The sequence below is a fragment of the Streptomyces sp. NPDC050263 genome (genome assembly GCF_040655955.1).
Taxonomy (GTDB): domain Bacteria; phylum Actinomycetota; class Actinomycetes; order Streptomycetales; family Streptomycetaceae; genus Streptomyces.
Genome location: NZ_JBFAKW010000141.1, coordinates 1 through 23,010 on the forward strand (window position 1 = coordinate 1; position 23,010 = coordinate 23,010).

Annotated in this window: 24 protein-coding genes; 13 read left to right on the forward strand and 11 right to left on the reverse strand. The window is 73.3% G+C overall.

Annotated elements, in window-relative coordinates; genetic code table 11:
• Nucleotides 1-250 precede the first annotated feature (250 nt).
• From AB0J04_RS38860 to AB0J04_RS38890, 7 genes are all read right to left on the reverse strand, one after another.
• Nucleotides 251-1,117, reverse strand: a complete 867-nt coding sequence (locus AB0J04_RS38860; protein WP_363173358.1) for a tyrosinase family protein — start codon at nt 1,115-1,117, stop codon at nt 251-253.
• The gene (locus AB0J04_RS38865; protein WP_363173359.1) at nt 1,101-1,607 is read right to left on the reverse strand and encodes a tyrosinase family oxidase copper chaperone; all 507 of its coding nucleotides are present in this window, start codon (nt 1,605-1,607) and stop codon (nt 1,101-1,103) included. Before AB0J04_RS38865 ends, AB0J04_RS38860 begins: the two co-directional genes overlap by 17 nt.
• A 173-nt stretch (nt 1,608-1,780) precedes the next feature.
• Nucleotides 1,781-2,302 carry a hypothetical protein gene (locus AB0J04_RS38870; protein WP_363173360.1) on the reverse strand — a complete coding sequence of 174 codons (522 nt, stop codon included), beginning with the start codon at nt 2,300-2,302 and terminating at the stop codon, nt 1,781-1,783.
• Between the two features lie 114 nt (nt 2,303-2,416).
• A complete protein-coding gene (locus tag AB0J04_RS38875; protein WP_363173361.1) occupies nt 2,417-3,025 on the reverse strand; it encodes a vitamin K epoxide reductase family protein in 609 nt (202 codons plus the stop codon).
• On the reverse strand, nt 3,025-3,525 hold the full coding sequence (locus AB0J04_RS38880) for a DUF5949 family protein (protein ID WP_363173362.1): 501 nt from the start codon (nt 3,523-3,525) through the stop codon (nt 3,025-3,027). The genes AB0J04_RS38875 and AB0J04_RS38880 overlap by 1 nt, the downstream gene beginning before the upstream one ends.
• Nucleotides 3,526-3,694: 169 nt before the next feature.
• Nucleotides 3,695-3,982 carry a hypothetical protein gene (locus AB0J04_RS38885; protein WP_363173363.1) on the reverse strand — a complete coding sequence of 96 codons (288 nt, stop codon included), beginning with the start codon at nt 3,980-3,982 and terminating at the stop codon, nt 3,695-3,697.
• 212 nt (nt 3,983-4,194) lie between these two features.
• Complete coding sequence (locus tag AB0J04_RS38890) at nt 4,195-4,434, reverse strand: chaplin (protein ID WP_363173364.1); 240 nt, start codon at nt 4,432-4,434, stop codon at nt 4,195-4,197.
• Between the two features lie 240 nt (nt 4,435-4,674).
• Between AB0J04_RS38890 and AB0J04_RS38895 the strand changes: the two genes are divergently transcribed.
• From AB0J04_RS38895 to AB0J04_RS38935, 9 genes are read left to right on the forward strand one after another with little or no spacing between them, the layout of a single operon-like run.
• Entirely contained in the window at nt 4,675-5,799 is a 1,125-nt protein-coding gene (locus tag AB0J04_RS38895; RefSeq protein ID WP_363173365.1) for a DUF3344 domain-containing protein, read from the forward strand.
• A gap of 53 nt (nt 5,800-5,852) precedes the next feature.
• Nucleotides 5,853-7,028: a glycosyltransferase gene (locus tag AB0J04_RS38900; RefSeq protein ID WP_363173366.1), complete on the forward strand. Its 1,176-nt coding sequence runs from the start codon at nt 5,853-5,855 to the stop codon at nt 7,026-7,028.
• A complete protein-coding gene (locus tag AB0J04_RS38905; protein ID WP_363173367.1) occupies nt 7,025-8,440 on the forward strand; it encodes an exopolysaccharide biosynthesis polyprenyl glycosylphosphotransferase in 1,416 nt (471 codons plus the stop codon). The genes AB0J04_RS38900 and AB0J04_RS38905 overlap by 4 nt, the downstream gene beginning before the upstream one ends.
• 8 nt (nt 8,441-8,448) lie before the next feature.
• Nucleotides 8,449-9,822, forward strand: coding sequence for an O-antigen ligase family protein (locus AB0J04_RS38910; RefSeq protein WP_363173368.1), 1,374 nt, complete (start codon nt 8,449-8,451; stop codon nt 9,820-9,822).
• Nucleotides 9,813-11,504 carry a lipid II flippase MurJ gene (locus AB0J04_RS38915; protein WP_363173369.1) on the forward strand — a complete coding sequence of 564 codons (1,692 nt, stop codon included), beginning with the start codon at nt 9,813-9,815 and terminating at the stop codon, nt 11,502-11,504. Before AB0J04_RS38910 ends, AB0J04_RS38915 begins: the two co-directional genes overlap by 10 nt.
• Nucleotides 11,491-12,231, forward strand: a complete 741-nt coding sequence (locus tag AB0J04_RS38920; protein ID WP_363173370.1) for a polysaccharide deacetylase family protein — start codon at nt 11,491-11,493, stop codon at nt 12,229-12,231. Before AB0J04_RS38915 ends, AB0J04_RS38920 begins: the two co-directional genes overlap by 14 nt.
• Nucleotides 12,228-13,391, forward strand: coding sequence for a glycosyltransferase (locus AB0J04_RS38925; RefSeq protein ID WP_363173372.1), 1,164 nt, complete (start codon nt 12,228-12,230; stop codon nt 13,389-13,391). Before AB0J04_RS38920 ends, AB0J04_RS38925 begins: the two co-directional genes overlap by 4 nt.
• Entirely contained in the window at nt 13,388-14,035 is a 648-nt protein-coding gene (locus AB0J04_RS38930; RefSeq protein ID WP_363173373.1) for a lipopolysaccharide biosynthesis protein, read from the forward strand. The genes AB0J04_RS38925 and AB0J04_RS38930 overlap by 4 nt, the downstream gene beginning before the upstream one ends.
• Complete coding sequence (locus AB0J04_RS38935; RefSeq protein ID WP_363173374.1) at nt 14,032-15,147, forward strand: GNAT family N-acetyltransferase; 1,116 nt, start codon at nt 14,032-14,034, stop codon at nt 15,145-15,147. Before AB0J04_RS38930 ends, AB0J04_RS38935 begins: the two co-directional genes overlap by 4 nt.
• 28 nt (nt 15,148-15,175) lie before the next feature.
• On the opposite strand, the gene AB0J04_RS38940 is transcribed toward AB0J04_RS38935, so the two are convergent.
• Nucleotides 15,176-16,696 carry a glycosyl hydrolase gene (locus AB0J04_RS38940; protein ID WP_363173375.1) on the reverse strand — a complete coding sequence of 507 codons (1,521 nt, stop codon included), beginning with the start codon at nt 16,694-16,696 and terminating at the stop codon, nt 15,176-15,178.
• A 161-nt stretch (nt 16,697-16,857) separates the two neighbouring features.
• On the opposite strand from AB0J04_RS38940, the gene AB0J04_RS38945 reads away from it, so the two are divergent.
• Together AB0J04_RS38945 and AB0J04_RS38950 are read left to right on the forward strand one after the other, a co-directional pair.
• Nucleotides 16,858-18,162 carry an ATP-grasp domain-containing protein gene (locus tag AB0J04_RS38945; protein ID WP_363173376.1) on the forward strand — a complete coding sequence of 435 codons (1,305 nt, stop codon included), beginning with the start codon at nt 16,858-16,860 and terminating at the stop codon, nt 18,160-18,162.
• On the forward strand, nt 18,162-19,406 hold the full coding sequence (locus AB0J04_RS38950) for an FAD-dependent oxidoreductase (protein ID WP_363173377.1): 1,245 nt from the start codon (nt 18,162-18,164) through the stop codon (nt 19,404-19,406). The genes AB0J04_RS38945 and AB0J04_RS38950 overlap by 1 nt, the downstream gene beginning before the upstream one ends.
• Before the next feature lie 45 nt (nt 19,407-19,451).
• Here the strand turns inward: AB0J04_RS38950 and AB0J04_RS38955 are convergent, their stop codons facing one another.
• The 3 genes from AB0J04_RS38955 to AB0J04_RS38965 all read right to left on the reverse strand — a co-directional run bounded on the left by AB0J04_RS38955 (nt 19,452) and on the right by AB0J04_RS38965 (nt 21,599).
• On the reverse strand, nt 19,452-20,648 hold the full coding sequence (locus AB0J04_RS38955) for a chaplin family protein (RefSeq protein WP_363173378.1): 1,197 nt from the start codon (nt 20,646-20,648) through the stop codon (nt 19,452-19,454).
• Between the two features lie 105 nt (nt 20,649-20,753).
• A complete protein-coding gene (locus tag AB0J04_RS38960; protein WP_363173381.1) occupies nt 20,754-20,999 on the reverse strand; it encodes a chaplin in 246 nt (81 codons plus the stop codon).
• A gap of 210 nt (nt 21,000-21,209) precedes the next feature.
• Nucleotides 21,210-21,599 carry a rodlin gene (locus AB0J04_RS38965; protein WP_363173382.1) on the reverse strand — a complete coding sequence of 130 codons (390 nt, stop codon included), beginning with the start codon at nt 21,597-21,599 and terminating at the stop codon, nt 21,210-21,212.
• Between the two features lie 229 nt (nt 21,600-21,828).
• Here AB0J04_RS38965 and AB0J04_RS38970 point away from each other — a divergent pair, with 229 nt between their 5' ends.
• Nucleotides 21,829-22,239, forward strand: coding sequence for a rodlin (locus AB0J04_RS38970; protein ID WP_363173379.1), 411 nt, complete (start codon nt 21,829-21,831; stop codon nt 22,237-22,239).
• A gap of 196 nt (nt 22,240-22,435) precedes the next feature.
• Entirely contained in the window at nt 22,436-22,846 is a 411-nt protein-coding gene (locus AB0J04_RS38975) for a rodlin (protein WP_363173380.1), read from the forward strand.
• Nucleotides 22,847-23,010: the final 164 nt, after the last annotated feature.

A 23,010-nucleotide genomic window follows, 5' to 3' on the forward strand; every position in this document is an offset into this window, starting at 1 on the left:
ATTCCGGACGGTAGAACAACGGGGTTATCCGCTCGCCCAGCGCGGCGAACTCGCGGTCCCAGACGGCTAAATCGGCCGGGCTGACGGCGTCCGACGGACGATCAGGTTCATGGGGCTGTGTCGTGGCCACAGCCAGAGCCTCCCATCACCCCATGATCAAGATCTAGCCCTGTAGTACTAGGGCTTTCGCCCGGTGCGGCGAGAGTGCGTGCCGGGCGTCGCGACGCCGCGGAGATCCATCAGAAGCCCCCTAGGCGTACCGGTACGTCCCGGACACGTCCTCCAGCCGGTCGGGGGTCACGTCCCACGGGGCCAGCTTCTCGTGCCGGGCGACGACCCGGCGGTACTGGCGGCTGCGCGGGCCCGGCGGCTCGGCGGGCAGGTAGCGGTGCTCGGCGTGCCGGCTCTGCCAGCGGGTCCACAGCAGGTCGACGAAGGCGTGGTGCAGCCAGAACACGGGGTCGTTGACGGAGGCGCCGCCGAGCATGATCCCGCCGACCCACCGGTGGACCCGGTTGTGGTTGCGCCAGGCGGCGCTGCCCGAACCGCTCCCCCACCCCTCCAGCTTGTTGCGGAAGCCCCGGGCGACCGTCGAGTCCCAGGGCTCGGTGTCGTAGACCGGGTCCTGAAGCGCCCGGTCGACGTCGCTCTTGGCGGGCAGGTCGATGGGGGCGGCGGCGCGGCCGAGGTCGCGGGTGAGGAACTCGCCGTCGGTCACGTTCTCCGTGATGGTCCAGTCGCCGGAGGCGTAGGCGAACGGCCCGGTGGTCACCTGGCGGTCGGAGGGCCGTCCGTTGCCGCCGAGCAGGTCCTTGGTCCAGGGCGCGGAGTTCAGGGTGCGGTCGCGCGTCCAGTCCCAGTACGGCAGCGTCACCGAGGAGTCGACCCGGCGCAGCGCCTCCTCCAGGTCCAGCAGGAACCTGCGGTGCCAGGGCAGGAAGGAGGGCGCCATATGGGCCGTGCGCAGGCCGCCGTCGCCGTCGGAGACGTAGTGGTCGATGTGCGTCCGGACGAATTCGTCGTACTCCCCCTTCCGTTTGATCTCCAGCAGCGCGTTGACGAAGCGCCGCCGTTCGCCGGCGGTGAGTGTGCTGACGTCCTTACGGATGTAGGCCATGGTGTCCCCCCATGTGCGTGTCGTGGTGTGCCGGAGCCGCCTCGCGCAGCCGCTCGCCCGGGCCGAGTCCGTCGACGGCGGCGCGCGCCGCCTCCAGCGGGGTGGCGTACGAGCGGTAGTGGTCGACCATGCTCAGCCAGGTGCCGTCCGCGCGCCGCATGATGTGCAGGGGACGGCCGTCGACCGTGACCGTCCACTCGGCGTCGGCCGCCGTGGCCGGGTGTCCCGTCGAGGTCAGGACCCCGCTGATGTGCCGGCCCCGGTAGGTCTCGTCGAAGGAGTCGAGGGAGTCGAGGGAGGAGCCCGTGGCGTCGCCGTCCGCCGGCCGCGAGGGCCAGGACGCGGCGACGACGGGGGCGATCGCGAGGGCGGCGGCGCCGCCGAGCAGCCCGCGCAGCAGGTCACGCCGTCGGGTGTGGCGCGCGGGGCCGGGTCTGCCGGCGCCCGCCGACGCGGCGGTCACGGGTACTCCGTCGACGCTGACGACCATGGTGTGCTCCTCGTCCGGTTCGGTTCTCCGTGGGGGTAACCGTCGAGCGGGCCGCCTGGTCACCGCCCGGCGGCGGACGCGGGCCTGACGAAAGGCATGACGACGGGCCCGGACGAGGCGTCCGGGCCCGTGATCGCGGCGGTTCGGCTACGGCTCCTCGCCGTCCCGCAGTCCTACAGCCCCTTGCCCAGCCCGAGGTCCGCGGTCGGCACCGCCTGCAGCACGGGGGTGAGCACGCCCGCCTCGGGCAGCTTCAGGTCCGGCAGCCCGAAGCGGTCGGGGTTGGGCGCGGTGAGCGGGGCGTCCACGTCCAGTCCCGGGCCGAGCGTGCGCAGGTCGGCGGCGGGGGCGTCCACGCCGACGTGGTTGAACTCGTCCCCGAGGATCTCCGGCAGGGGCGCGCGCAGTCCCAGGCCGGGCAGCCCGGCGGCGACGGGCAGCTGCGGGACGGCCCGCTCCGGGATGAGGCGGCCCTCGACGAAGCGCGGTCCCTCGGGCGCGCCCGGCGTCGGCAGCGGGATCTCGCCGCCGATCGTGGACAGTTCCACGTTGAGGGACTTCTCGACGCCGTCCAGCGGTACGGGGACGGGGACCGTGCCGATCGCGGCGGCGGGCGTCACCGCGGCGGCGGCGCCGGCGGCGGCCGCGACACACGTGATCACTGCGGCGAGGGTTCCTCGGGTGGTCGACTTCATCTCGGGTTCGAGCCCTTTCGGAGGTGTACGGAGGGTGTGTCCGTACCGGGTAACGAGCCGGAAAACGGCATCCGTTCACAATTCCCCCGGGTGCCGCAACAGTGCTACGAACAATCAGCTCGTCCAGAAATCCCACCATCGGGTCAGAATCAGCATTCCGACCACTTTGATGTGCAACAGCGGCAGCACCCAGGTGAATTCGGCGAGGAAACTCCGCACTCCGGCCGGGACCGGCAGAAACCCGTGGCGGACGTCGTAGGAGACGGCGTACCAGAACAGGAGGATCGTGGCGACCCACGCCAGACAGCACCACAGGCACAGCGCGTTGATCCGGTACAGGGACTCGAACTGCAGCCAGGACACGAACCCGACACCGAAGAGACAGCCCGAGGTGAAGGTGAGCCAGTACCAGCGGGGGAAGGCGGCGCCGGCCAGCAGGCTCACGCCGACGCACACCACGATCCCGTAGGCCACCAGGCCCAGCATCGGGTTGGGGAACCCGAACGCCGAGGCCTGGTCGCTCGTCATGACGCTGCCGCAGGAGACGACCGGGTTCAGGCTGCACCCGGGGGTGAAGCCGGGGTCCTCCAGCAGCTTGAACTTGTCGAGGGTGATGACCCAGGCGGCCAGCAGCCCGGCCGCACCGGTGAGGACGAGCAGCAGGGCGTACGCGCGGTTGCCGCCCGCGACCACCGGCCGCGGCCGCGGCTGCGTCGGTCGCATCAGCCGCGCAGGCGGCGGGCGGGCAGGACGATGTGCGCCGCGGCCGTCAGGGTCTCCTCGGCGCCCGCGAACTCGGCCAGCGCCTCGGGGGTGACGGCCCGGCCGGGGACGGCCTCCGGCCAGGCGCGGGCGGTGAAGACGAGGTAGGCGTAGCCGCGCTGCTCGACGGCCGCGAGCCACTCCGGCGGCGGCAGGCACTGGGCGTTCAGGCTCGGCATGTTCAGGACGGCCGCGCCGGACTCGACGAGCAGGGTGAACGGCAGGCTCGGCCGCTCGGTGCCGTCGACGACATCACCGCCGACGGGCATGCCGTTGTCGGCGAGCAGCCGCCGGACGGCGGCGGCCGTCCCCTCGGGGCCGTCCTCGGTGTCGCCGAGGGAGTAGGCCAGGAGGTAGGGCATGTCACTGCCGTCGGGGGCCTCGCCGCTCCACGGCATCACGACGAGGGTGCCCAGGTCGGTCACGCGGAAGGGGTGGGTGGTGCTCGGGGTTGAGGTCACCGCGCGACCCTATCGGCGCGGCGTGGGCGCCCCGGGCGCGTTCTCACCCGACCGGGGGACGCCGGTCGGGTGTGCCACACGAACGAGGGACGCGCCGCTCGACCCGGCTCGAACAGCACCGAGGGCCGGTCCCGTCGGTGACGGGGCCGGCCCTTCGGGGGCGAGTGGCTCAGCCCTGCAACGGCAGTCCGCCGAGCAGCGGGTTGTGGGTGTTGAGGGCACCCGTCGCGCCCTTGACGGTGCTGAGCACGGAGTCCTTGTTCTCGGTGTCGAGCGCGTCCGACTGGTGCTGGAGCGGCATCGCGTCCTCCAGGTTGACGGGCCCCCTGGCGAGGGTGTCCACGGCGCCGTTGAGGCTGGTGGGCGTGAGGTCGGCGGGGGTGGCGAACGCGGGCGCGGCGGGGGTGGCGAGGGCCAGGGATCCGGCAACGACAGCGGCAGCCTTCAGGGACTTCATCGGATTCCTTTCCGGGGAAATTCTGACGCCGTGCCCAACGATCCCCGTCGGATGCGGAAACCCCGTACGCAGAAGATTCCTGCACCCCGGGGGCAGGGTCGGGCCGAGCCCGGCGATCGTCGCCGAGATCAGGTCGACGCGAACGGCCGCCCTCCTGGCGGGAGGGCGGCCGTTCGGCGAATGACGTGTCGCGACCTCTGGGGGAGGCGACGTCAGTCGTTGATGCAGGTGTTGCCGAAGGCCGGGCTCAGCAGGCCGGCACTGTCCACGGTGTTACCGCAGAAGTTCAGCTGCTCGTGGGTCGGAAGCTGGAGGACATTGCCCGACAGCAGGCCCGGGGAGTGCGCGGCGACAGCTTCCGCGCCACTGTCGGCGGCGGCGATGCCGGAGGCGCCGGCGACGGCCGCGGCGGCAACGGAGGTCAGGACCAGGCCCTTCGCGATACGCGACATGGAGAGGTGCTCCTTGGGGGTTTTGACACAAACACCCGGGCGGGGATGCCCGGCGCTGAAGTCAACGCGTGGGACCCGTGGGGGTTGTGCCGCCGAATGAGTGATGTCACCGAAGGCTCGGCTTCACCATTCCGACACACTTGTCCGGTTTCTAAGGATTAATCCTGATACCGGCTAGAGTTGCGCCCCGTCCGACCCACGCTTATAGCAAGCAAATCGCACGAAAGGGCACCGCCGCTCATGCGCCATTCCCTGGGTCCGTCGCTGCGTCGCGCGACGATCGGTGTCCTCGCCCTCGCCACGCTCTGGGCACCGGCCGGCGCCCGTGCGACCGGCGCGCCGCCCGCCGCACCGCCCGCCGCCGAGGCCGAGCGCCTCGCCTTCGCGCAGCGCTACCACGCGACGCAGCACGGCGGGATCGTCCGCGCCGCCAACGCGGCCATCAGCTGCCGCGCCGCCCCGGCGACCGGCGCGGCGCCCGCCTGCCCCGCCGTGCGCCAGGGCAAGGCCGCCGCCAACCACGACTTCGACATGTTCTACGTCGACGTCGACAGCGACCCGAACACCTACAACTCCTCCCGCGCCGAGGTCCGGCTGCCGCAGGGCGCGCGGGTGTCGTACGCGCGGCTGTACTGGGGCGGCAACCTGCGCGTCGGCGAGCAGAAGCCGCCGAAGGACAACGGGCGGGTGCTGATCGCCGAGCCGGGCGGGGAGTACAAGGAAGTCCTCGCGGACACGGTCGTCGGCCACCGCGTGGCCCAGGGCGCCGACGCCTTCCAGGCCTCCGCGGACGTCACGAAGCTGGTGCGCGAGAGCGGCCGGGGGCTGTACACGGTCGCGCAGATCAACGTGGCCATGGGGAAGTCGGCGACCGGGGCCTGGGGCGGCTGGACGCTGGTCGTGGCGTACGAGAACGCGGCGGAGCCGCTGCGGGACCTCTCTCTCTGGGACGGCTTCGACACCCTCGAAGCCGCCGCCGGGAAGGAACTCCGGCTGCGCGGGCTCGTCATCCCCAAGAACGCGGGCGGCCGGGCCGGGCTCGTCGCCTACGACGGCGACCGCGGCGACCGCGGCCGTTCGGGTGATTCGTTCACCCTCTCGACCGACGGCCGGACCGCCGCCGCGCTCAAGGACCCGGTCAATCCATCTGACGATGTGTTGAACTCCACGATCAGCGAGCCGGGGGCGGCTCCGGCGGCGCGTGTACCGGCGTACGTCAACACCCTCGGCTACGACTCCGACGTGTTCGATCTCGGCGGGGGTTTGCGGCGCGGCGGTGACCAGCTGGCCGTTCGGCTCGTTTCCCACCGGGACGCGGCGTGGGCCGGGGCGCTCTTCGTCGCCGTCGACACACAGAAGAAGTAGTCAGGCGCGTTCCCGCACGTCCCGAGCGCCACCGTGAGCGAGGAAACCGCGCAATGCACCAGCCAGAACCCGACGGCAGACCCCGGGTCCTGCACCTCACCCAGCCCGTGGACGGCGGGGTCCCTCGGGTCGTGACGGACCTGGCACGGGCCCAGCTCGCGGCCGGCCTGCACGTCACCGTGGCCTGCCCGGCCGGCCGGTTCGCCGGGGACCTGCGGTCCCTGGGGGCGGACGTACGGCACTGGGCGGCGACCCGGTCGCCGGGGCCCTCGGTCCCCGGCGAGGTGCGGCGGCTCGTACGCGTGCTCGACGAGGTACGCCCCGACCTGGTGCACGCGCACAGCGCGAAGGCCGGTCTCGCCGGGCGGCTCGCGGTGCGCGGGCGGATCCCGACCGTGTTCCAGCCGCACGCCTGGTCCTTCGAGGCGGTCGGCGGCACGACCGCCGCTCTGGCCCTCAAGTGGGAGCGGTTCGGGGCGCGTTGGGCGCACCGGACGGTGTGTGTGAGCGAGGCGGAGCGGGACGCCGGGCTGCGCGCCGGGATCGCCGGGCGGTGGAGCGTCATCCCCAACGGCATCGATGCCGAGCGCTTCCACCCGGCGCCCGTCGACACCGTACGGGCCGCGCTGCTCCCCCGGTCGGACCCGGCCGCCCCGCTGGTGGTGTGCGTGGGGCGGCTTTGCCGGCAGAAGGGGCAGGACGTGCTGCTGCGGGCCTGGGACGCCGTCGCGGCGAAGGCGCCCGGCGCCCGGCTGGTGCTGGTCGGCGACGGGCCGGACGGGGACCGACTGCGGGCCCGCGCACCGGAGTCGGTGCTGTTCGCCGGGGCCGTCGCCGACGCCGTGCCCTGGTACCAGGCCGCCGATCTGGTGGTGCTCCCCTCTCGCTGGGAGGGCATGGCACTGACCCCGCTGGAAGCGCTGGCCTGCGGGCGGCCCGTGGTGGTGACCGAGGTGAACGGCGCCCGGGAGAGCCTCCCGGCCGCGCTCGCGGCCCGCTGTCTGGTGCCCGCCGAGAACCCGGCGGCGCTGGCCGACGCCGTCGCCGCGCTGCTGCTCGACCCGCTGCTGCGCGAGTCGCTCGGCCACCAGGGCCGCCGTCACGTCCTGGCCACGCACGACGTGGCGCGCACGGCCGAGGCGGTCGCGGGCGTGTACCGCGAGCTGCTCACGACCACGGAAGGGGCGCGCGTCGCGCCCACCGAGTGCAGGGAGTCCATCCACTCGTGACTGCGGAAAGCACCGTCCCCTCCCCGGGCGCGCAGCCCGGATACTCGCCCGTCTCGGTCATTCCGCGGCGGGAGGCCGCAGCGGGATTCCGGTTCCCCACCCGGCGGCCCGTGGCGCGGCCCGCGTCGCCGGTGCCGCTGCTGCTCGCCGACGGCCTCGCCGCGTTCGTGGGCGCGCTGGCGCTGACCGGGGCGCAGCGCCGCCCGCTGCTGGTGGCCCTGCTGGTGGCGGCGACGATGCTGCTGCGCCCGCAGCGCCCGCGCCCGGTGTCGGGGGTGCTGGACGAACTGCCCCTCGTGTGCGGCCGGATCGCGGTGGCCTGGCTGGCGCTCGGGGCGCTCGTCGCGGCCTGGAACCCGGCGCACACGCTGTCGGCCCGCACCCTGCTCCTCGGGTGGGCGGCGCAGGCCTCGGCCGGCTGCGCCGCTCGCGCGCTCGTGCATCTGCGGCGGCACCGGGCGCTGTTGCGCCGGCCGCGCGCCGCGCTCGTCATCGGCCCGGCCACAACCGCGCAGCGGGTGGCCGCCGCCGTGCTGCGCCACCCCCGGTGCGGGGTCCAGCCGGTGGGGATCGTGGCCGAACAGCCCGACGGCGCCGACGGACTGCCGGTGCTGACCACCGGTCAGGAGGTGCAGCGGGCCCTCATCCAGAACGGCGTCCGGGACGTGCTGTGCGTCCACCCCGCCGTGCGCGGCGTGCAGGGCCCGCTGCTGCGGGCGCTCGCCGAGTCGGGCTGCACGGTGTGGGAGATCGACGCCGACACCCCCTCGTACGCGAGCCGCGAGCAGCTCGCCGGGTTCTCCTGCCGACGCCTCGACATGGGCGCCCGGCGCCGGGGCAGCCTGGGCAAGCGGCTGCTGGACATCGTCGTCTCCGGAACGCTGCTGCTGCTGGTGAGCCCGCTGCTGCTGGTGTGCGCGGTGGCGCTGCGGCTGTCCGACGGGCCGGGGGTGGTGTTCCGCCAGGAGCGCATCGGCAAGGACGGCAGGTCCTTCACCCTGCTGAAGTTCCGCACCCACCGCCCGGTCGACGAGCACGAGGCCGCGACCCGCTGGAGCGTGGCCGGCGAGCGGGAGATGAGCCCCTTCTGCCGCTTCCTGCGCCGGTTCTCGCTGGACGAGCTGCTCCAGCTGTGGAACGTGCTGTGCGGCGACATGAGCCTCGTCGGGCCGCGCCCCGAACGCCCCTTCTTCGTCGGCCAGTTCAGCCAGACCTACCCCGGATACGCGGCCCGGCACCGGATGCGGACCGGCATCACCGGCCTCGCCCAGGTGCACGGGCTGCGCGGCGACACCTCGATCGAGGACCGGGCCCGTTTCGACAACGCGTACATCGACAACTGGTCGCTGTGGCAGGACGTGTGCCTCCTGCTGCGCACCGCGGCCGCCCTCGTGCGACCGACCGGGAGCTGAACCGACCGATGACCCTCGCCCCGCCCCCGCCGGCTCCGTCCCCACCTCTCCCCCTCCCCCTGCCGCTGTCCCGGGCCCGGTCGCTGACGCCGGTGCTGCCGGTGGTCGCCGTCGTCGCCCTGCTCGCGCTGCCCGCCTCCCCCGGCGGGGAGGGCGGCGCGGGACCGGCCGACGCGCTCTCCGCGCTCGTCGTCGCGTGGTGCGTGGTCCGGGAGTTGCGCCATCCGAGACGTCGGCTGTCACGGTCCGCGGCGGCAGTGCTCGGCCTGCCGGTCGTCGGGCTCACGCTCGCCGCGCTCGACGCCGCCTCGCCGGGCGCCGGGCTGACCGGCCTCGGCCGCTACCTCCAGGTGTTCGTGCTGGTCCCGGCGGCCGTGCTGCTGCTGATCCGGGGCCGGTGGGACTTCCGGGTGCTCGCCTGGTCGTTCGTGGGGCTCGCGGGGTGGCAGGGGGCGGTCGGCGTCCATCAGTTCGTCACCGGAACCGGCGCCTCCTACCAGGGCGAGGACATCCGGGCGGTCGGCACCTTCGGGTCGCAGGACGTGATGGGCATGGCGACCGTCGTGTCCTTCGGGCTGATCTGCGCGGTCGGGCTGGCCCTCGGCCGGACCTCCCTGCGGCAGCGGGCGATCGCCGCCGGTTTCGCACTCGCGCTGCTGGTGCCGCTGGCGCTCTCCTTCAGCCGGGGCGCGTGGATCGCGACCGCGCTGACCTGCACCCTCCAGCTGGCGCTGGCCGGGCCGCGGCGGGCGCTGAAGGTGGGCGCGGCAGTGGCCCTGTCCGGGGTGGTCCTGGTGGGCGGGTTCGGCGTCGGCTCGGCGATGCTCCAGGAGCGCGTCAGCAGCATCACGCAGGTCGCGGACGCGCCCGACCGGTCCGTCACCGACCGGTACACGATGTGGGCGGCCGCGGTCGGCATGTGGCGCGAACAGCCGCTCACCGGAGTCGGGTTGAAGGGCTTCCCCGAGCACCGGGACGCGCACGCGTCGCTCGCGCTGTCCTCCGGCAGCGACACCGCGGGCGCGGGCGCCGGCTTCGTCCGGCAGCCGCTGCTGTCCCCGCACAACATGTATCTGCTGATCCTCGGCGAGCAGGGCCTGATCGGGCTGCTCGCCCTCGCGGGCAGCTGGCTGGCGCTGCTGGCGTGCGGGCTGCGGGGCTGGTTCCGGGTCAAGGACCACGGCCCCGGTCTGGACTGCGCGCTCGTCGCCTGCGGGCTGCTGATCTGGCAGCTGATCGACTTCATGTACGCCGACATCGGCGGACCGTCGACCGTGCTGACCGCCGTCGTCTTCGGGCTCGCGGCCTGGTGGGCGCTGGTGGGCAACGGCGGCGGCGACGAGAGCGGCGGGCGCGAGGGGGCGCTCGCGCGATGGCGGTGAAGCCTCCTCGGACACCCCGCACGGACGGACCCGTGTCCGTGCCGTCGGCGCGGACCGCCAAGCCGACCGCGCCGTTCGGGAAGACGGCCGAGGAGACTGCCGGAAAGGCCCGCGACCTTCCCCCGGCGTCACGGGGCTTCCTCGCCAAGGCCGCGCTCGTCACCGCCGTCCTCTCGGTGGCGGGGTCGCTGCTCGGGCTGGTGCGGGACCAGGCGCTGGCCCGGCTGTTCGGGGCGGGCAGCGACACCGACGCGTTCCTCGTCGCGTGGACGGTGCCCGAGTTCGCGGCCACCCTGCTCATCGAGGACGGACTGGCGTTCGCGCTGATCCCGGCGTTCAGCATGGCGCTGGCCCGCCGCTCCCAGGGTGCCCCCGGCGACCCGGTCCGCGCCCTGGTGGCGGGCACGCTCCCCCGGCTGTCGCTGGCGTTCGTCGCGGTCGGCGCCCTGTTCATCGGCATCGCCCCGCAGCTGGTCGCGGTCCTCGCCCCCGGTCTGCCCGACCCCGCGCTCGCCGTCGACTGCACCCGGCTCACCGCGACCTGCGTGGTGAGCTTCGGGCTCGCCGGGTACTGCAGCGCGGCCCTGCGCGCCCACCGGCGGTACGTGGCCCCCGCGGCGATCTACGTCGCCTACAACGTCGGCATCATCACCGGGATGTTCGTGCTCGGCGGGCGCTGGGGGGTGCGGTCGGCGGCGGCCGGGGTGGCGGTCGGCGGGCTGCTGATGGTCATCGTCCAACTTCCCTCTCTGCTCGGGCAGTTGAGGAAAAAGGGCGGGGCGGGCGGGGCGCGGCTCGTGGAGGAGCCGAGGCCGCTCGACACCGCGCTGCTCACCACCGTCCTGCTGTTCGCGCTGTGCCGGCAGTCCCAGACCCTCGTCGAGCGGTTCCTCGCCTCGAACCTGCCGGCCGGGGCGATCTCGCACCTCAACTACGCGCAGAAGGTCGCGCAGATGCCGATGATCCTGTCGGTGATGGTGTGCACGGTCACCTTCCCGGTGGTCGCGCGGGCGCTGGCCGAGGGGGACACCGAGGGGGCCCGCGGCCGGGTGGAGCGGGATCTGGCGCTGGCCGCCTGCATCGTGCTGCTCGGCACCGCCGCGGTGGTGGCCTGCGCGCCGCAGATGGTCGAACTGCTCTTCCAGCGGGGCGCCTTCACCGCGCGCGACACGGCGGCGACGGCGGGCGTGATGCGGGTGTACGCGCTCGGACTGCTCGGCCAGACCATGGTGGGCGCGCTGGTCCGCTCCTACTTCTCGGCGGGCCGCGGCTCCTGGTACCCGGTCGGCGCGATGGCCACCGGGATCGCCGTGACCTCCTGGATCGGCGCGCTGAGCGTCGGCTCCTGGGGGGTGTACGGGATCGCCGCCGCCAACGCGACCGGCATCAGCGTCACCGCCCTGGTGCTGCTGGCCGGGATGGGCCCGCGCAGCGTCCCGATCGGCGTCCGGGGCGTGCTGCGCGAGCTGAGCCGGCCGGTGCGGGCGGCCCTGGTCGCGACCCCGGTCGGGGCCCTGGCCGCCGCGCAGTTCACCGACCCCGTGGCGGGTCTCGCCGTCGGGGGCTGCACCGTGACCGTCGTCTTCCTGCTGCTCGGCCGCGCGCTGGGCGCCCAGGGCATCGTCTCCGCACTCCGTTCCGTACGTTCCGCGACCCGAAGGCTCTCCCATGGCCGCTCCTGACAACAGCCGACGCAGTTCCGTCCCGTGGGTGGCGATGTACCACTCCGTGAACGACTGCACCGAGGACCCCTACCGCATCACGGTCACCCCCGAACGGCTCGATAAGCAGCTGACGTGGCTGCGCCGACGCGGGCTGCACGGCGTCTCCATGGCCCGGCTGCTCGCGGCCCGCGCCGAGGGCGAGGGCCGCGACCTGGTCGGCCTGACCTTCGACGACGGGTACGCCGACTTCCTCACCGAGGCCCTGCCCGTCCTGCGCCGGCACGACTGCACGGCCACCCTCTTCGTACTGCCGGGCCGGTTCGGCGGCGACAACGCCTGGGACCCGCTGGGCCCGCGCAAGCCCCTGCTGACCGCCGACGGCATCCGCCGCGCGGCCGACGAGGGGGTCGAGATCGGCTCGCACGGCCTCACCCACGTCGACCTGACCCAGGCCGACGACCTCACCCTCAAGAAGGAGACGGTCGACAGCCGCGCCGCCCTCTCCGCACTGCTCGGCACCGAGATCGACGGCTTCTGCTACCCGTACGGGACGATCGACCAACGGGCCGTGGACGCCGTCCGCGAGGCCGGGTACCGCTACGCCTGCGCGATCGACCCCGGCGAGCTGAACGGCCTGCACGCCCTGCCGCGCGTGCACGTCGGGCAGGACGACAACACGCTGCGCCTGTTCCTCAAGTACCGGCTGCACGGGCTGCGCCGGCGTCGGGTCGAGGGGCTGCGGTGAAGGCGCTGCACATCATCACGGGGCTGGGCGTCGGCGGCGCCGAGCAGCAACTGCGGCTGCTGCTGCGGCACCTGCCGGTCGACTGCGATGTGGTGACGCTGACCAACCCGGGGTCGGTGGCCGACGGGCTGACCGAGGACGGGGTCCGGGTGGTCCACCTCGGCATGGCCGGCAACCGCGATCTGGGCGCGCTGCCGCGCCTGGTCCGGATCATCCGCTCCGGCGGCTACGACCTCGTGCACACCCACCTCTACCGGGCCTGCGTCTACGGCCGCCTCGCCGCGCGCCTCGCCGGGGTCCGCGCGGTCGTGGCCACCGAGCACTCCCTGGGCGACTCGCAGTTGGAGGGGCGGAGGCTGACCTCCGGGGTCCGCGCGCTCTACCTCGCCAGCGAGCGGCTGGGCCGCACCACGGTCGCCGTCTCGCCCACGGTCGCCGACCGGCTGCGGAACTGGGGGGTGCCGGCCCCCCGGATCGCGGTCGTCCCCAACGGCATCGACCTGGACCGCTTCCGCTTCGACTCCGCGGCCCGCAGCACCACCCGGCGACGCCTCGGGCTGCCGGACGACGCCTATGTCGTCGGCGGCGTCGGACGCCTCGCGGCCGGCAAACGCTTCGACGTCGTCATCCAGGCCCTGACCCAACTCCCCGACGATCACTGGCTGTTGCTGGTGGGCGGCGGCCCCGAGGAGAACGTGCTGCGGCGCGTCGCGCACGAGGCGGGGGTCGCCGACCGCGTCCTGTTCACCGGCGAGCGCCCCTACGCCGCCGACGGCACCCCCGGCCCCGACCTGCCCTCCCTGGTCTGCGCCATGGACCTGTTCGTGTCCCCCTCCCCCGAGGAGACCTTCGGCCTGGCGGTCGTGGAGGCCCTGGCCTCGGGGCTGCCCGTGCTCTACGCCTCCTGCCCCGCGATCGAGCACCTGCCCGCGCAGGCGGCCGGCGCCCGCCGGGTGACCGGCGGCCCCCAGGCGTTCGTCCGCGCGCTGACCGAGGCCCGGGCCCGGACCCCCGCCCCGCGCACCGCCCCGGACGCCGCCCGCCACTACGACATCGCCCGCAGCGCCGCCCAGCTCATGGACGTGTACGCGGCCACCGTGTCCGGACCACCCCGGCTCTCCCCCGCTTCCCCGACACCCCAGGGAGTCAGTGCCCCATGACCGAGAACCCCCGCCGCCCCGCCGCACTGCGCCGCACCAAGGCGCTCCCGCCCTGGTCCCTGCTCGCGGCCGGCGCCGTCGCCGGCGGCCTGCTCGGCGGCGCGTACGGAGCCGTCAAGGCGCCCGTCTACTCGGCCACCGCCTATGTCGTCGCCGTCCCGACCGCGAAGTCCGACCCGGCGTCCGCGCTCGGCTTCGCGCAGGCCTACGGCCGGGTCGCCACCCAGCTCGCGGTGCTCGGCGACGCGCAGGTCTGGGCGGGCGTGCCGGTGAACACCCTCCGGCGGAACGTGCAGACGGCGACCTCGCCGGACGCCCCGATGGTCGCCATCACGGCGACCTCCACCCGCGCCGACCTGGCCGCCGACATGGCCAACGCGGTCTCCCGCTCGCTGACCTTGCACGCGAAGAGCTCCCGGGCCGCCACCAACGTCGAACTCCAGCAGTTCGCGCGCGCGGTCCGGCCGACCGCGCCCTCCTCGGCGTCCACGACCGTGACCGGGCTGGTGGGCGCGAGCGCGGGCGGGCTGCTCGGCGGGCTGGCGCTGCTGGTGCGGCCGAAGCGGGGCCGGGAGGAGGAAGCCGTGCGGCCCGCCGCCGTCCCCGGCCCGGCCGTCGCCGCCGAAGCCCACGGAGCACTGTGAAACCGACGTTCACGGCCGAAGTCGTCACCGACGAACAGGCGTTCGCCGCCCTCGCACCCGCCTGGGGCCGGCTGTACCGGAGGTGCTCGACGGCCACCCCGTTCCAGAGCCATGCCTGGCTGCACTCGTGGTGGCTGTCGTACGGCAGGCGCGGCCGGCTGCGCCTGCTGCTGGTCCGCGACGGCGCCGAACTCGTCGCCGCCGCCCCGCTGACGGCCGTCCGCCGGCCGCTGCCCGCGCTCGTGCCGCTCGGCGGGGCGATCTCCGACTACGGGGACGTCCTCGTCGACGACGAACACGGCGAGCGGGCCGTCGACGCGCTCACCGAGGGGCTCGCGGCGGCCGCCCGCACCGCGCTGATCGACTTCCGCGAGGTACGGCCGGGCAGCGCGGTGGAGCAGGTCTACGAGCGATGGCACGGGCCGCGGCGGCGGGTGAGCGACTCGGTGTGCCTGGAGCTGCCCGCTGTCCCGATGGACGAGCTGGTGGCCCGGCTGCCCTCGGCGAAGGCCCAGCGCGTGCGCGCCAAACTGCGCAAACTGACCGCGCTGGGCGTGCAACGGCAGGTCGTGCGCCCGGAGGAGGTCGACCCGGCGCTGCGCCGGCTGCTGGAACTGCACCAGTTGCAGTGGCAGGGCCGCAAGGTGACGGGCGAGCACCTGCTGCCCCGGTTCTGCGAGCACCTGGTGCGCTCGGTCGGCCCGATGGTCCGCTCCGGCGACGCGGTGGTCACCGAGTTCCGGCTGGACGACGACGTCGTGGCCGTCGACCTGACCCTGCTGTCGCGCCGACTGGCCGGGGGCTATCTCTACGGCGCCCATCCGCAGTTGCGGGAGCGCAAGGCGGACGTGGCGGTGATGCTGCTGGACGCGTGCGCCGAGCACACCCGGGGCGGCGGGCGCGCCGCGCTGAGCCTGCTGCGCGGCGACGAGCCCTACAAGCACCACTGGCGGCCCGAACCGGTCGTCAACCAGCGGCTGCTGCTGGCCCGTCGGCGCACCGCGCCGCTGCTGTCGGCGGCGCTGTGCGACGTGGCCGCGCGGCGGCGGGGCAAGGAGTTGCTGCTCCGGCTGGAGCAGCGGAGGGAGCGGGCCGGTGGCGGCAGGTCCTGACGCGGGCCTGCCGCCACCGCACCCCGGTTCACCGGCCGAGCGACCACCAGTCCAGGCGGAGGCACAGCTTGCCGCCGAGCCAGTACTCGACCCAGTCGCCGAGGTCCATCGGCAGGCAGTTCACCTGCGGTTCGACGCTGGGCCCGGGCCCGGGCCCGGGTTCGGGCGTCGGCTCAGGCGCGGGCTCCTTCGTGGGCTTCGTGGTGGGCGCCGGGGTCGTCGACTCCACGGAGGGTTCCGCGGAGGGCGCCGGGACGGTCGGCGTCGTGCTCGGCTCGTCGGTGCGGCCGGACAGGAGCGAACGGTAGACCGCGGACGACCGGGGGTTCTGCTTGCACTGCCACACGCCGTGCGGGCAGTAGTCGGTCACCGTGTTGTACAGCGGTTTGTGCTCGTCCATCCAGGCGAGCATGCGCCGCATGTATTCGGCGTTGTCACCGTTACGGAAGAGTCCCCATTCCGGGTAGGAAATGGGCTTGCCGTGCGCTTTGGCGAAGTCCACGTGCGCCTGGAGCCCGTAGGGTTCGTTCACCTGCTCGTCGAAGGACAGACCGGTCGGCTGGTCGTAGGAGTCCATTCCGAGGATATCGACCGTGTCGTCTCCCGGATAGCACTGGGTCCAGGGAATGGCGTCCCTGCCGCGGGTCGGCGTGAAGTCGAACTTGAATTTCTGACCCGGCACCGAACGCATCGTGGCGACGATCCTGTTCCAGTACTTCTTCCAGGCCTCCGGGTCCGGCCCGCACCGATGGGCGTACGTGATGCCGTTCATCTCCCAGCCGAGCACGATCACCGTGTCCGGCACCTTCAGCGAGACCAGCCGCTCGGCGAGAGCCCGGTAGTGGTGGTCGAACTCCCCGGCCGCGCCCAGCCGCAGCAGCCGGCGCACCTCGGCGTCGGAGACGCCCTCCTCGTTGCGCTCCATCATGGGCACGTTGAGGACGAGCATCCGGTCGTCCCGCTCCAGCCTCCAGTTCGCCCACACGTCGAGGAAGCCGGGCGGGCCCGCGATGTTGCGCCACCGGTCGCCCGGCAGGTAGGTGTGGCCGACGCGCAGCTTCGCGCCGCCCAGCCAATCGCTGAGCTCGGCGATCCGGGCCACGCCCCGGGCGTCGTAGTCGAGGTAGGCGCCGAAGGCCGAAGTCGCCGCCTTCGTCGGCGGAGTGGACGGCACGGAGGTCTGTGCCGGGGGCTGTGCCGGCGTCACCGGTGCGACCGGTGCGACCGGTGCGACCGGTGCGACCGGTGCGACCGGTGCGACCGGTGCGACCGGTGCGACCGGTGCGACCGGTGCGGCGGTCGGCAGGGGCGCGGTGGTCGGCAGGGTGGTCGCCGTCTGCACGGAGGCGGCCGGTTCGGGCGCCGCGGGCACCGGTTCGACCACCGAGGGCCTCGGGACGGTCGGGTTGGGAGCGGGAGGATCGGCGACCCGCACCACCCCCGCGCCCGCGGCGAATCCAGGTCCGGTCGCCAGAACGGCCGACGCCGCGACCGCTGCCGTGACGACGGCCAGCCGTCGGGACCGCGCGGTTCGCTGCTGTGGGGCCATGCCTGCTCCTCTCTCCACTCTCACGTAACGCGCAATGTCCGCGCATTACTGACACTCAGTCATATGAAAGTCACACGAAAAGGAATTACGCCACCGCCGTTACGGCTTTCGAGTGCCTCGATCGCCCATACCGGTGAACTGAACCGAAGGACCGGCAAAAAATGCCCGAGTCGTTGCTCGACACCCGCGTCCCCGCCGTACTCCTGCGGATCGACCGGAATCCCTTTCACCACGGAACGCTGGGTGCCGTGCGCTCGCTCGGCCGAGCCGGAGTCGATGTGCACGTGGTCGCCGACTCGACGGGAAGTCCCGTACGCACATCCCGCTTCGTACGCCAGTTGCATCCCCCGCCGCCGCCCGGCGCCACCCCCGCCGACATCGCCGCCGTCCTGCTGCGGGTGGCCGCCCGCGTCGAACGGCCCGCCGTCCTGATCCCGATGGACGACGCCGGCGCGATCGCGGTCGGCGCACTGCGCGAGGAACTGGCGCCCGCCTACCTGCTCCCCCAGCAGCCCGGCACGGTGCCCGAACGCGTCGCCGACAAAGCGGAACTGGCCCAGCTGTGCGCGGCGGCCGACGTGCCGCACCCGCTCACCATGGTCCCGGACAGCGCCGCCCAGGCCGCCTCCGCCGCCTGGCGGCTCGGCCTGCCGGTGGTCGCCAAGTGGAGCCGGCCCTGGCTGCTGCCCGCCGACTCGGGGCTGCGCAGCACCCTCGTGGTGCGCTCCACCCAGGAGGCGCGCGAACTGTACCTGCGCACCGAGGAGGCGGGCAGCCGGCTGCTGCTCCAGGCCTTCCTGCCGCCGGGGACGGACCGCGACTGGTTCTTCCACGGGTACGCCGACCGCTCCGGCGCGGTCGGCGGCGGCGGTGCGGGCCGCAAGCTGTGCGCCTGGCCGCGCGGCGCGGGACTCACCGCGGTGGGCGAGTGGACCGAGAACCCGCAGGTGCGGACCCTGGCCGAGCGGCTCACCGGCGAACTCGGCTACCGGGGCATCCTCGACCTCGACTTCCGGCGCTGCGGCATGACGGGCGACTACCACCTGCTCGACTTCAACCCCCGCCCCGGCGCCCAGTTCCGGCTCTTCGCCGACGCGGCCGGACTGGACGTCGTCCGCGCCCAGCACCTGGATCTGACCCACCGTCCGCTGCCCGCCGGGGCACCGCTGCCGGGGCGGGCGTTCGTGGTGGAGAACTACGCGCCGCTGGCCGCACTGCGGCCGGCGCGCCGCGGCCCCGGCCGCGAACTGGCCTGGCACGCGGGCGACGACACCGCTCCCGGCCGGGCCATGTGGGGACTGTGGGGCGCCCATGTCGCCCGCCGGCTGCTCGGCCGGCTGCGCCGGCTCGGCACGGCGGGCGCGGCCGGGGTGCGGCCCCGCGTGGTCCGCCAGTCCCCGCCACCGCCGCCGTCCCTGACGGGCGTGACCGAACCGACCGACGACGAGAAAGCGAGCAGTTGCTGATGTACGACCTGTTGGTGGTGGGCGCCGGCCCGTACGGCTTGTCCATCGCGTCCCATGCCGCGTCCGCCGGGCTGAGCCTGCGCGTCTTCGGCCGGCCGATGGCCTCCTGGCGCGACAACATGCCGGGCGGCATGTTCCTGAAGTCCGAGCCCTGGGCCTCCAACCTCTCCGATCCCGCGGCCCGCTGGCGGCTCGACGCCTACTGCGCGACCCAAGGCGTGACGGCCCGGCACGGGGAGCCGATCCCGGTGGAGATGTTCGCCGAGTACGGCCTGTGGTTCGCCCGCAACGCCGTCCCCGAGGTGGACGAGCGCACCGTGACCCGGATCGCGCCCCGGCCGGGCGGCTTCGAGGCGATCACCGAGGACGGCCAGACCGTGCACGCCCGCACGGTCGCCCTCGCCGTCGGCGTGATGCCGTTCGTCGAGATCCCGCCCGCGCTGCGCGGACTGTCCTGCGGCCTCGTCTCGCACAGCAGCCACCACGGCGACCTCGACCGCTTCCGCGGCCGGGACGTCACGGTGATCGGCGGCGGCCAGGCCGCCCTGGAGACGGCCGCCCTGCTCGCCGAACAGGACACCCGGGTACGGGTGTTGGCCCGCGCGGACCGGCTGTGCTGGAACGACGTGCCGCCGGCCTGGGAACGCCCGTGGTGGCAGTCGGCCCGCTCCCCGCTCAGCGGCCTGGGCTGCGGCTGGCGCAACTGGTTCTACGCCGAACGCCCCGGCCTCTACCGCCGGCTCCGGGAGCCGACCCGGGCACGGATCGCGGCGACGGCGCTCGGACCGGCCGGCGCGTGGTGGGTCCGGGATCGGGTCGAGGGCGCCGTGGAGGTGCGTCTCGACCACGAGGTGACGGCGGCGCGGGCGGTCCCGGGCGGGGTGCGGCTCGACGTGACCGGAGGGGACTCCTTCGAGACCGAGCACGTGATCGCGGCCACCGGCTTCAAGGCGACCCGCGACCGGCTCGGGCTGCTCTCCGGCGACCTGCGCGACTCGCTGGCCACGGTGGCCGACGGCTCCCCCGAGATCGGCCGGGACTTCGAGTCGTCCTGCCCCGGCCTCTTCATGGCCGGTCTGGTGACGGCGGCCGGCTTCGGCCCGGCGATGCGCTTCGTCTACGGCGCGACGTTCACGGCGGACTCCCTCGTCCGGGGAGTCCGGCGCCGACTGCGCACGGGCGTGCCGAGCGGGGCGATCCCGGCCCCGGGTCGCCAGGACGCGGCGCCGGCCGTACGGGGCTGAGACGACGCGGGTGCCGGGCGCGAAGGCGTCCGGCACCCGGCTCGTTCACCGACCGGACGCGGCCCTGCCTCGCCGGTACAGGAGGGCGCCACTGCCGATGAGCACGGCGCTGACCCCGGACGCGGCGAGCAGCGCCGCCTTGTCACTGCCGGTGTGCGGCAACTCGGGCGGCGTCGAGTTCCCACCGCCGCCGCCACCGGGAGGAGGCGTCGACTGCCCGCCGCCGGGAGGAGGCGTGGAGTGCTCCCCTCCGTGCGGAGGCGTCGACTGCCCCCCACCGGAAGGAGGCGTGCTGCTGCCGTGCGGGGGCGGGGACGAGTGGTCACCACCGGGCGGAGTGCTCTCACCACCGTGCGGAGGCGGAGACGAGTGACCACCCCCGGGCGGAGTGCTCTCACCACCGTGCGGAGGCGGGAACGAGTGACCACCACCGTGGGGCGGAGGAGACGAGTGACCACCCCCGGGCGGAGTGCCGCCCCCACCGTGCGGAGGCGGGGACGAGTGACCACCACCGGGCGGAGTGCTCTCACCACCGTGCGGAGGCGGGAACGAGTGATCGCCACCGGGAGGCGGCGGGGTGTGCTCCCCACCGGGCGGCGGCGTGTGTCCCCCGCCCGGCGGAGGCGGGGTGTGCCCGCCAGGAGGCGGCGGCATGTGCCCCCCGCCGCCGCCCGAGTCTCCGTAGCCTCCGCAGTCGTCGCCCGGGCCGTGGCCGTCGTAACCGTCGTCCCCGTACCCGTCGTCCTCGTACCCCTGGTCGCCGTACCCGGAGTCCCCGTCGTCCGAGTCCCCGTACCCCGAGTCGCCGTACCCGGCGCCCCCGTGGCCCGAGTCCCCGTACCCCGAGTCCCCGTACCCCGAGTCCCCGTGGCCCGAGTACTGGTGGTCCGCGTGCTGGTGGCCGGATCCCCCGTACTCGGAGTCGTCGTCGCCGTAAGGCGTCCCGTGTGGGCCGTAGGCCCCGTCGGTGGACTGGGCGCGGTGCTTGTGCTCGGCCGCCTGGTCGGCGCAGGCGTTGCCGAAGGTGGGGTTGAGTGCGGCGGCGACGTCGACCGAGTTGCCGCAGGCGTTCACCGGTACGTTCACCGGGGCCTCGACATGGTTGCCCGACAGGAGTCCGGGTGATTCTTTCGCGGCCCCCTCTGCGTGTGAGTCGGCGAGGGCGGAACCGCCCCCGCACAGGGACAGAATGCTGGTCGCGGCGGCGGCCGCGACCATTCCCCTGCTCAGGGTCTGGCGCAATCTCGTTGTCTTCCTGCTTGGAGAAGTGGGAAAAGCCGGCCCTGGACCACCGAAGAGTCGTCCAAGCCGGCCTCGACCCAGCCGTACGGCTGGTGTGATACGTCGTCAGTCGTTGAAGCAGGCGTTGCCGGCGGTCGGGTTCAGCAGCGCGATGACGTTGATCGAGTTGCCGCACACGTTGATCGGGATGTGGACCGGAACCTGGACGACGTTGCCCGACAGGACTCCCGGGGAGCCGATGGCCACACCGTTGGCACCAGCGTCGGCGAAGGCCGGGGCGGCCCCGCCCAGCGCCAGAATCAGACCCGCGACAACAGCAGCGCTCTTCTCTTCATGGGTTTCCCTTCTCAGCGGTCGTGCCCGGACGCACGACTCGCAAGCTGCAAACGAGAGATAGACAGCCGAAGCAACTGAGGAACGCGCGTCGCCGGGTAATTCACTCGAACGCATTCATATGATTCACGCGTCAGGCCTACCGCCGAAGAAACGCTTCGCCAGAAACACCACCGCCGGACGGCCCGCCGAAAAGGCGGGCCGTCCGGCGGGCAGTGCCGGTGGACGTCAGCAGTTCGACGTCAGTGGTTGGCCAATGTGCGACAGCGGCTCGTCGCCCTTGGCCTGGGTGCTGTTCTCGACGCACTGCTGGTTCTGCGGGGCCGACAGGATCGAGATGTCCTGGACGCCGATGTTGATCGCGCCGGCGAGCGACTGGATGTCGCCCTTGACCGGCAGACCGATGCATAGCTTGTTGACGGAGCTCTGGACCAGGGTGGCCTGGGGGCTCAAGTCACCCTTGGTCACCGAGTTCCCGAACGCCTCGTGCGCGCCGTTGCCGCTGGCGGAGGTGGTGCCGGCGTCGTCCCCGATGGCAAGCGCCTGGGGGGCGACCGCCACGGACATACCGACGACGGAAGCGGCGACCGCCGCCGCGGCCATTGCCTTCTTGAGTATTTCGCTATTCCTTTCCCTGCCCTGGCTCCGGGGCCAAGGCCCTGCGCCTGCCCCCGACTCAATCCGGCATGTCGGGAATGACTGCGGCACTTCACCCGATAGAGGTTCACGACTTTCCGGACCCCGGCAGGAGTGGGCCATCAGAGTGAAGCGGAGCAACCAAACAGCACGGAGAGGTGTTGGTCAGCATGCTCCGGTGGACGGGGCTTCTCACGAAAGGGACTTACAAGTGATCAAGAAGGTACTGGCCACCGCCGCGGTCGCCGCTTCCGTCATCGGCGCCTCCGCCGCCGCAGCAGCTCCGGCGCTCGCCATCGGCAACGACAGCGGCACCACCTCCGCCAGCGGCAACGGCGCCAGCCAGTCGTTCGGCAACTCGGCCACCTTCGGCAACATGAGCCCGCAGATGGCGCTCATCCAGGGCTCCCTCAACAAGCCCTGCCTCGCCCTGCCGAGCAAGGTGAACACTGCTACGCTCACGGGCACCGATCTGCTCTCCCTCCAGGACGTCCCGATCCTGTCGTCGTCGCAGAACCAGCAGTGCGTCGAGAACAGCACCCAGGCGAAGGGTGACGACCCGCTGTCGCACATCCTGGACGACATCTCGCTCCTCGCGGGCAACGGCGCGGCCAACAACTGAGCCGCGATTCCCTCATCTCCGCAGCGGGTCGCCGGTCATCGGCGGCCCGCTGTTTCGGCATACGGGTGAGGGGCGCGTGACCGCGGCGCCAACGCGCTACTCCAATCGGAGCAAAGTGCGCAACCCCCGTCCGCGATGGCGCGTTGACTGTCACGCAGCTCCTCCCCCGGAGTCCGCCTTTCGAAAGGGAAAGAACATGAAGAAGCTGTGGGCAACCGCCGCTGTCGCCACGTCCCTGGCCGGTGTCGCGGTCGCCTCCGCGCCGCAGGCGCTGGCCATCGGCGACGACAGCGGCACCACTTCCGCAAGCGGCAACGGCGCCTCATCGGAGTTCGGCAACTCGGCCACGTTCGGCGACATGAGCCCGCAGCTCTCGCTGGTCCAGGGTTCGCTCAACAAGCCCTGCGTCGCCCTGCCGAGCAAGGTGAACACCGCTGCGCTCACGGGCACCGGCGTTGTGACCTCTCTCCAGGACGTCCCGATCCTGTCGTCGTCGCAGAACCAGCAGTGTGCCGAGAACAGCACCCAGGCCAAGGGCGACGACCCGCTGTCGCACATCCTGGACGACATCTCGGTCCTCGCGGGCAACGGCGCCGGCAACCACTGAGCCACAGCCTGACGTACCGCGACGGCGGGTCACCGGAACTCCGGTGGCCCGCCGTTTCGTGTGTGGTGGTGCTAGTGCCGCGGCAGGCAACGTTCGCCCCGTCGCGACGCCCGGCACGCACTCTCGCCGCACCGGCCGAAAGCCCAAGTACGTCCAGTACGAGG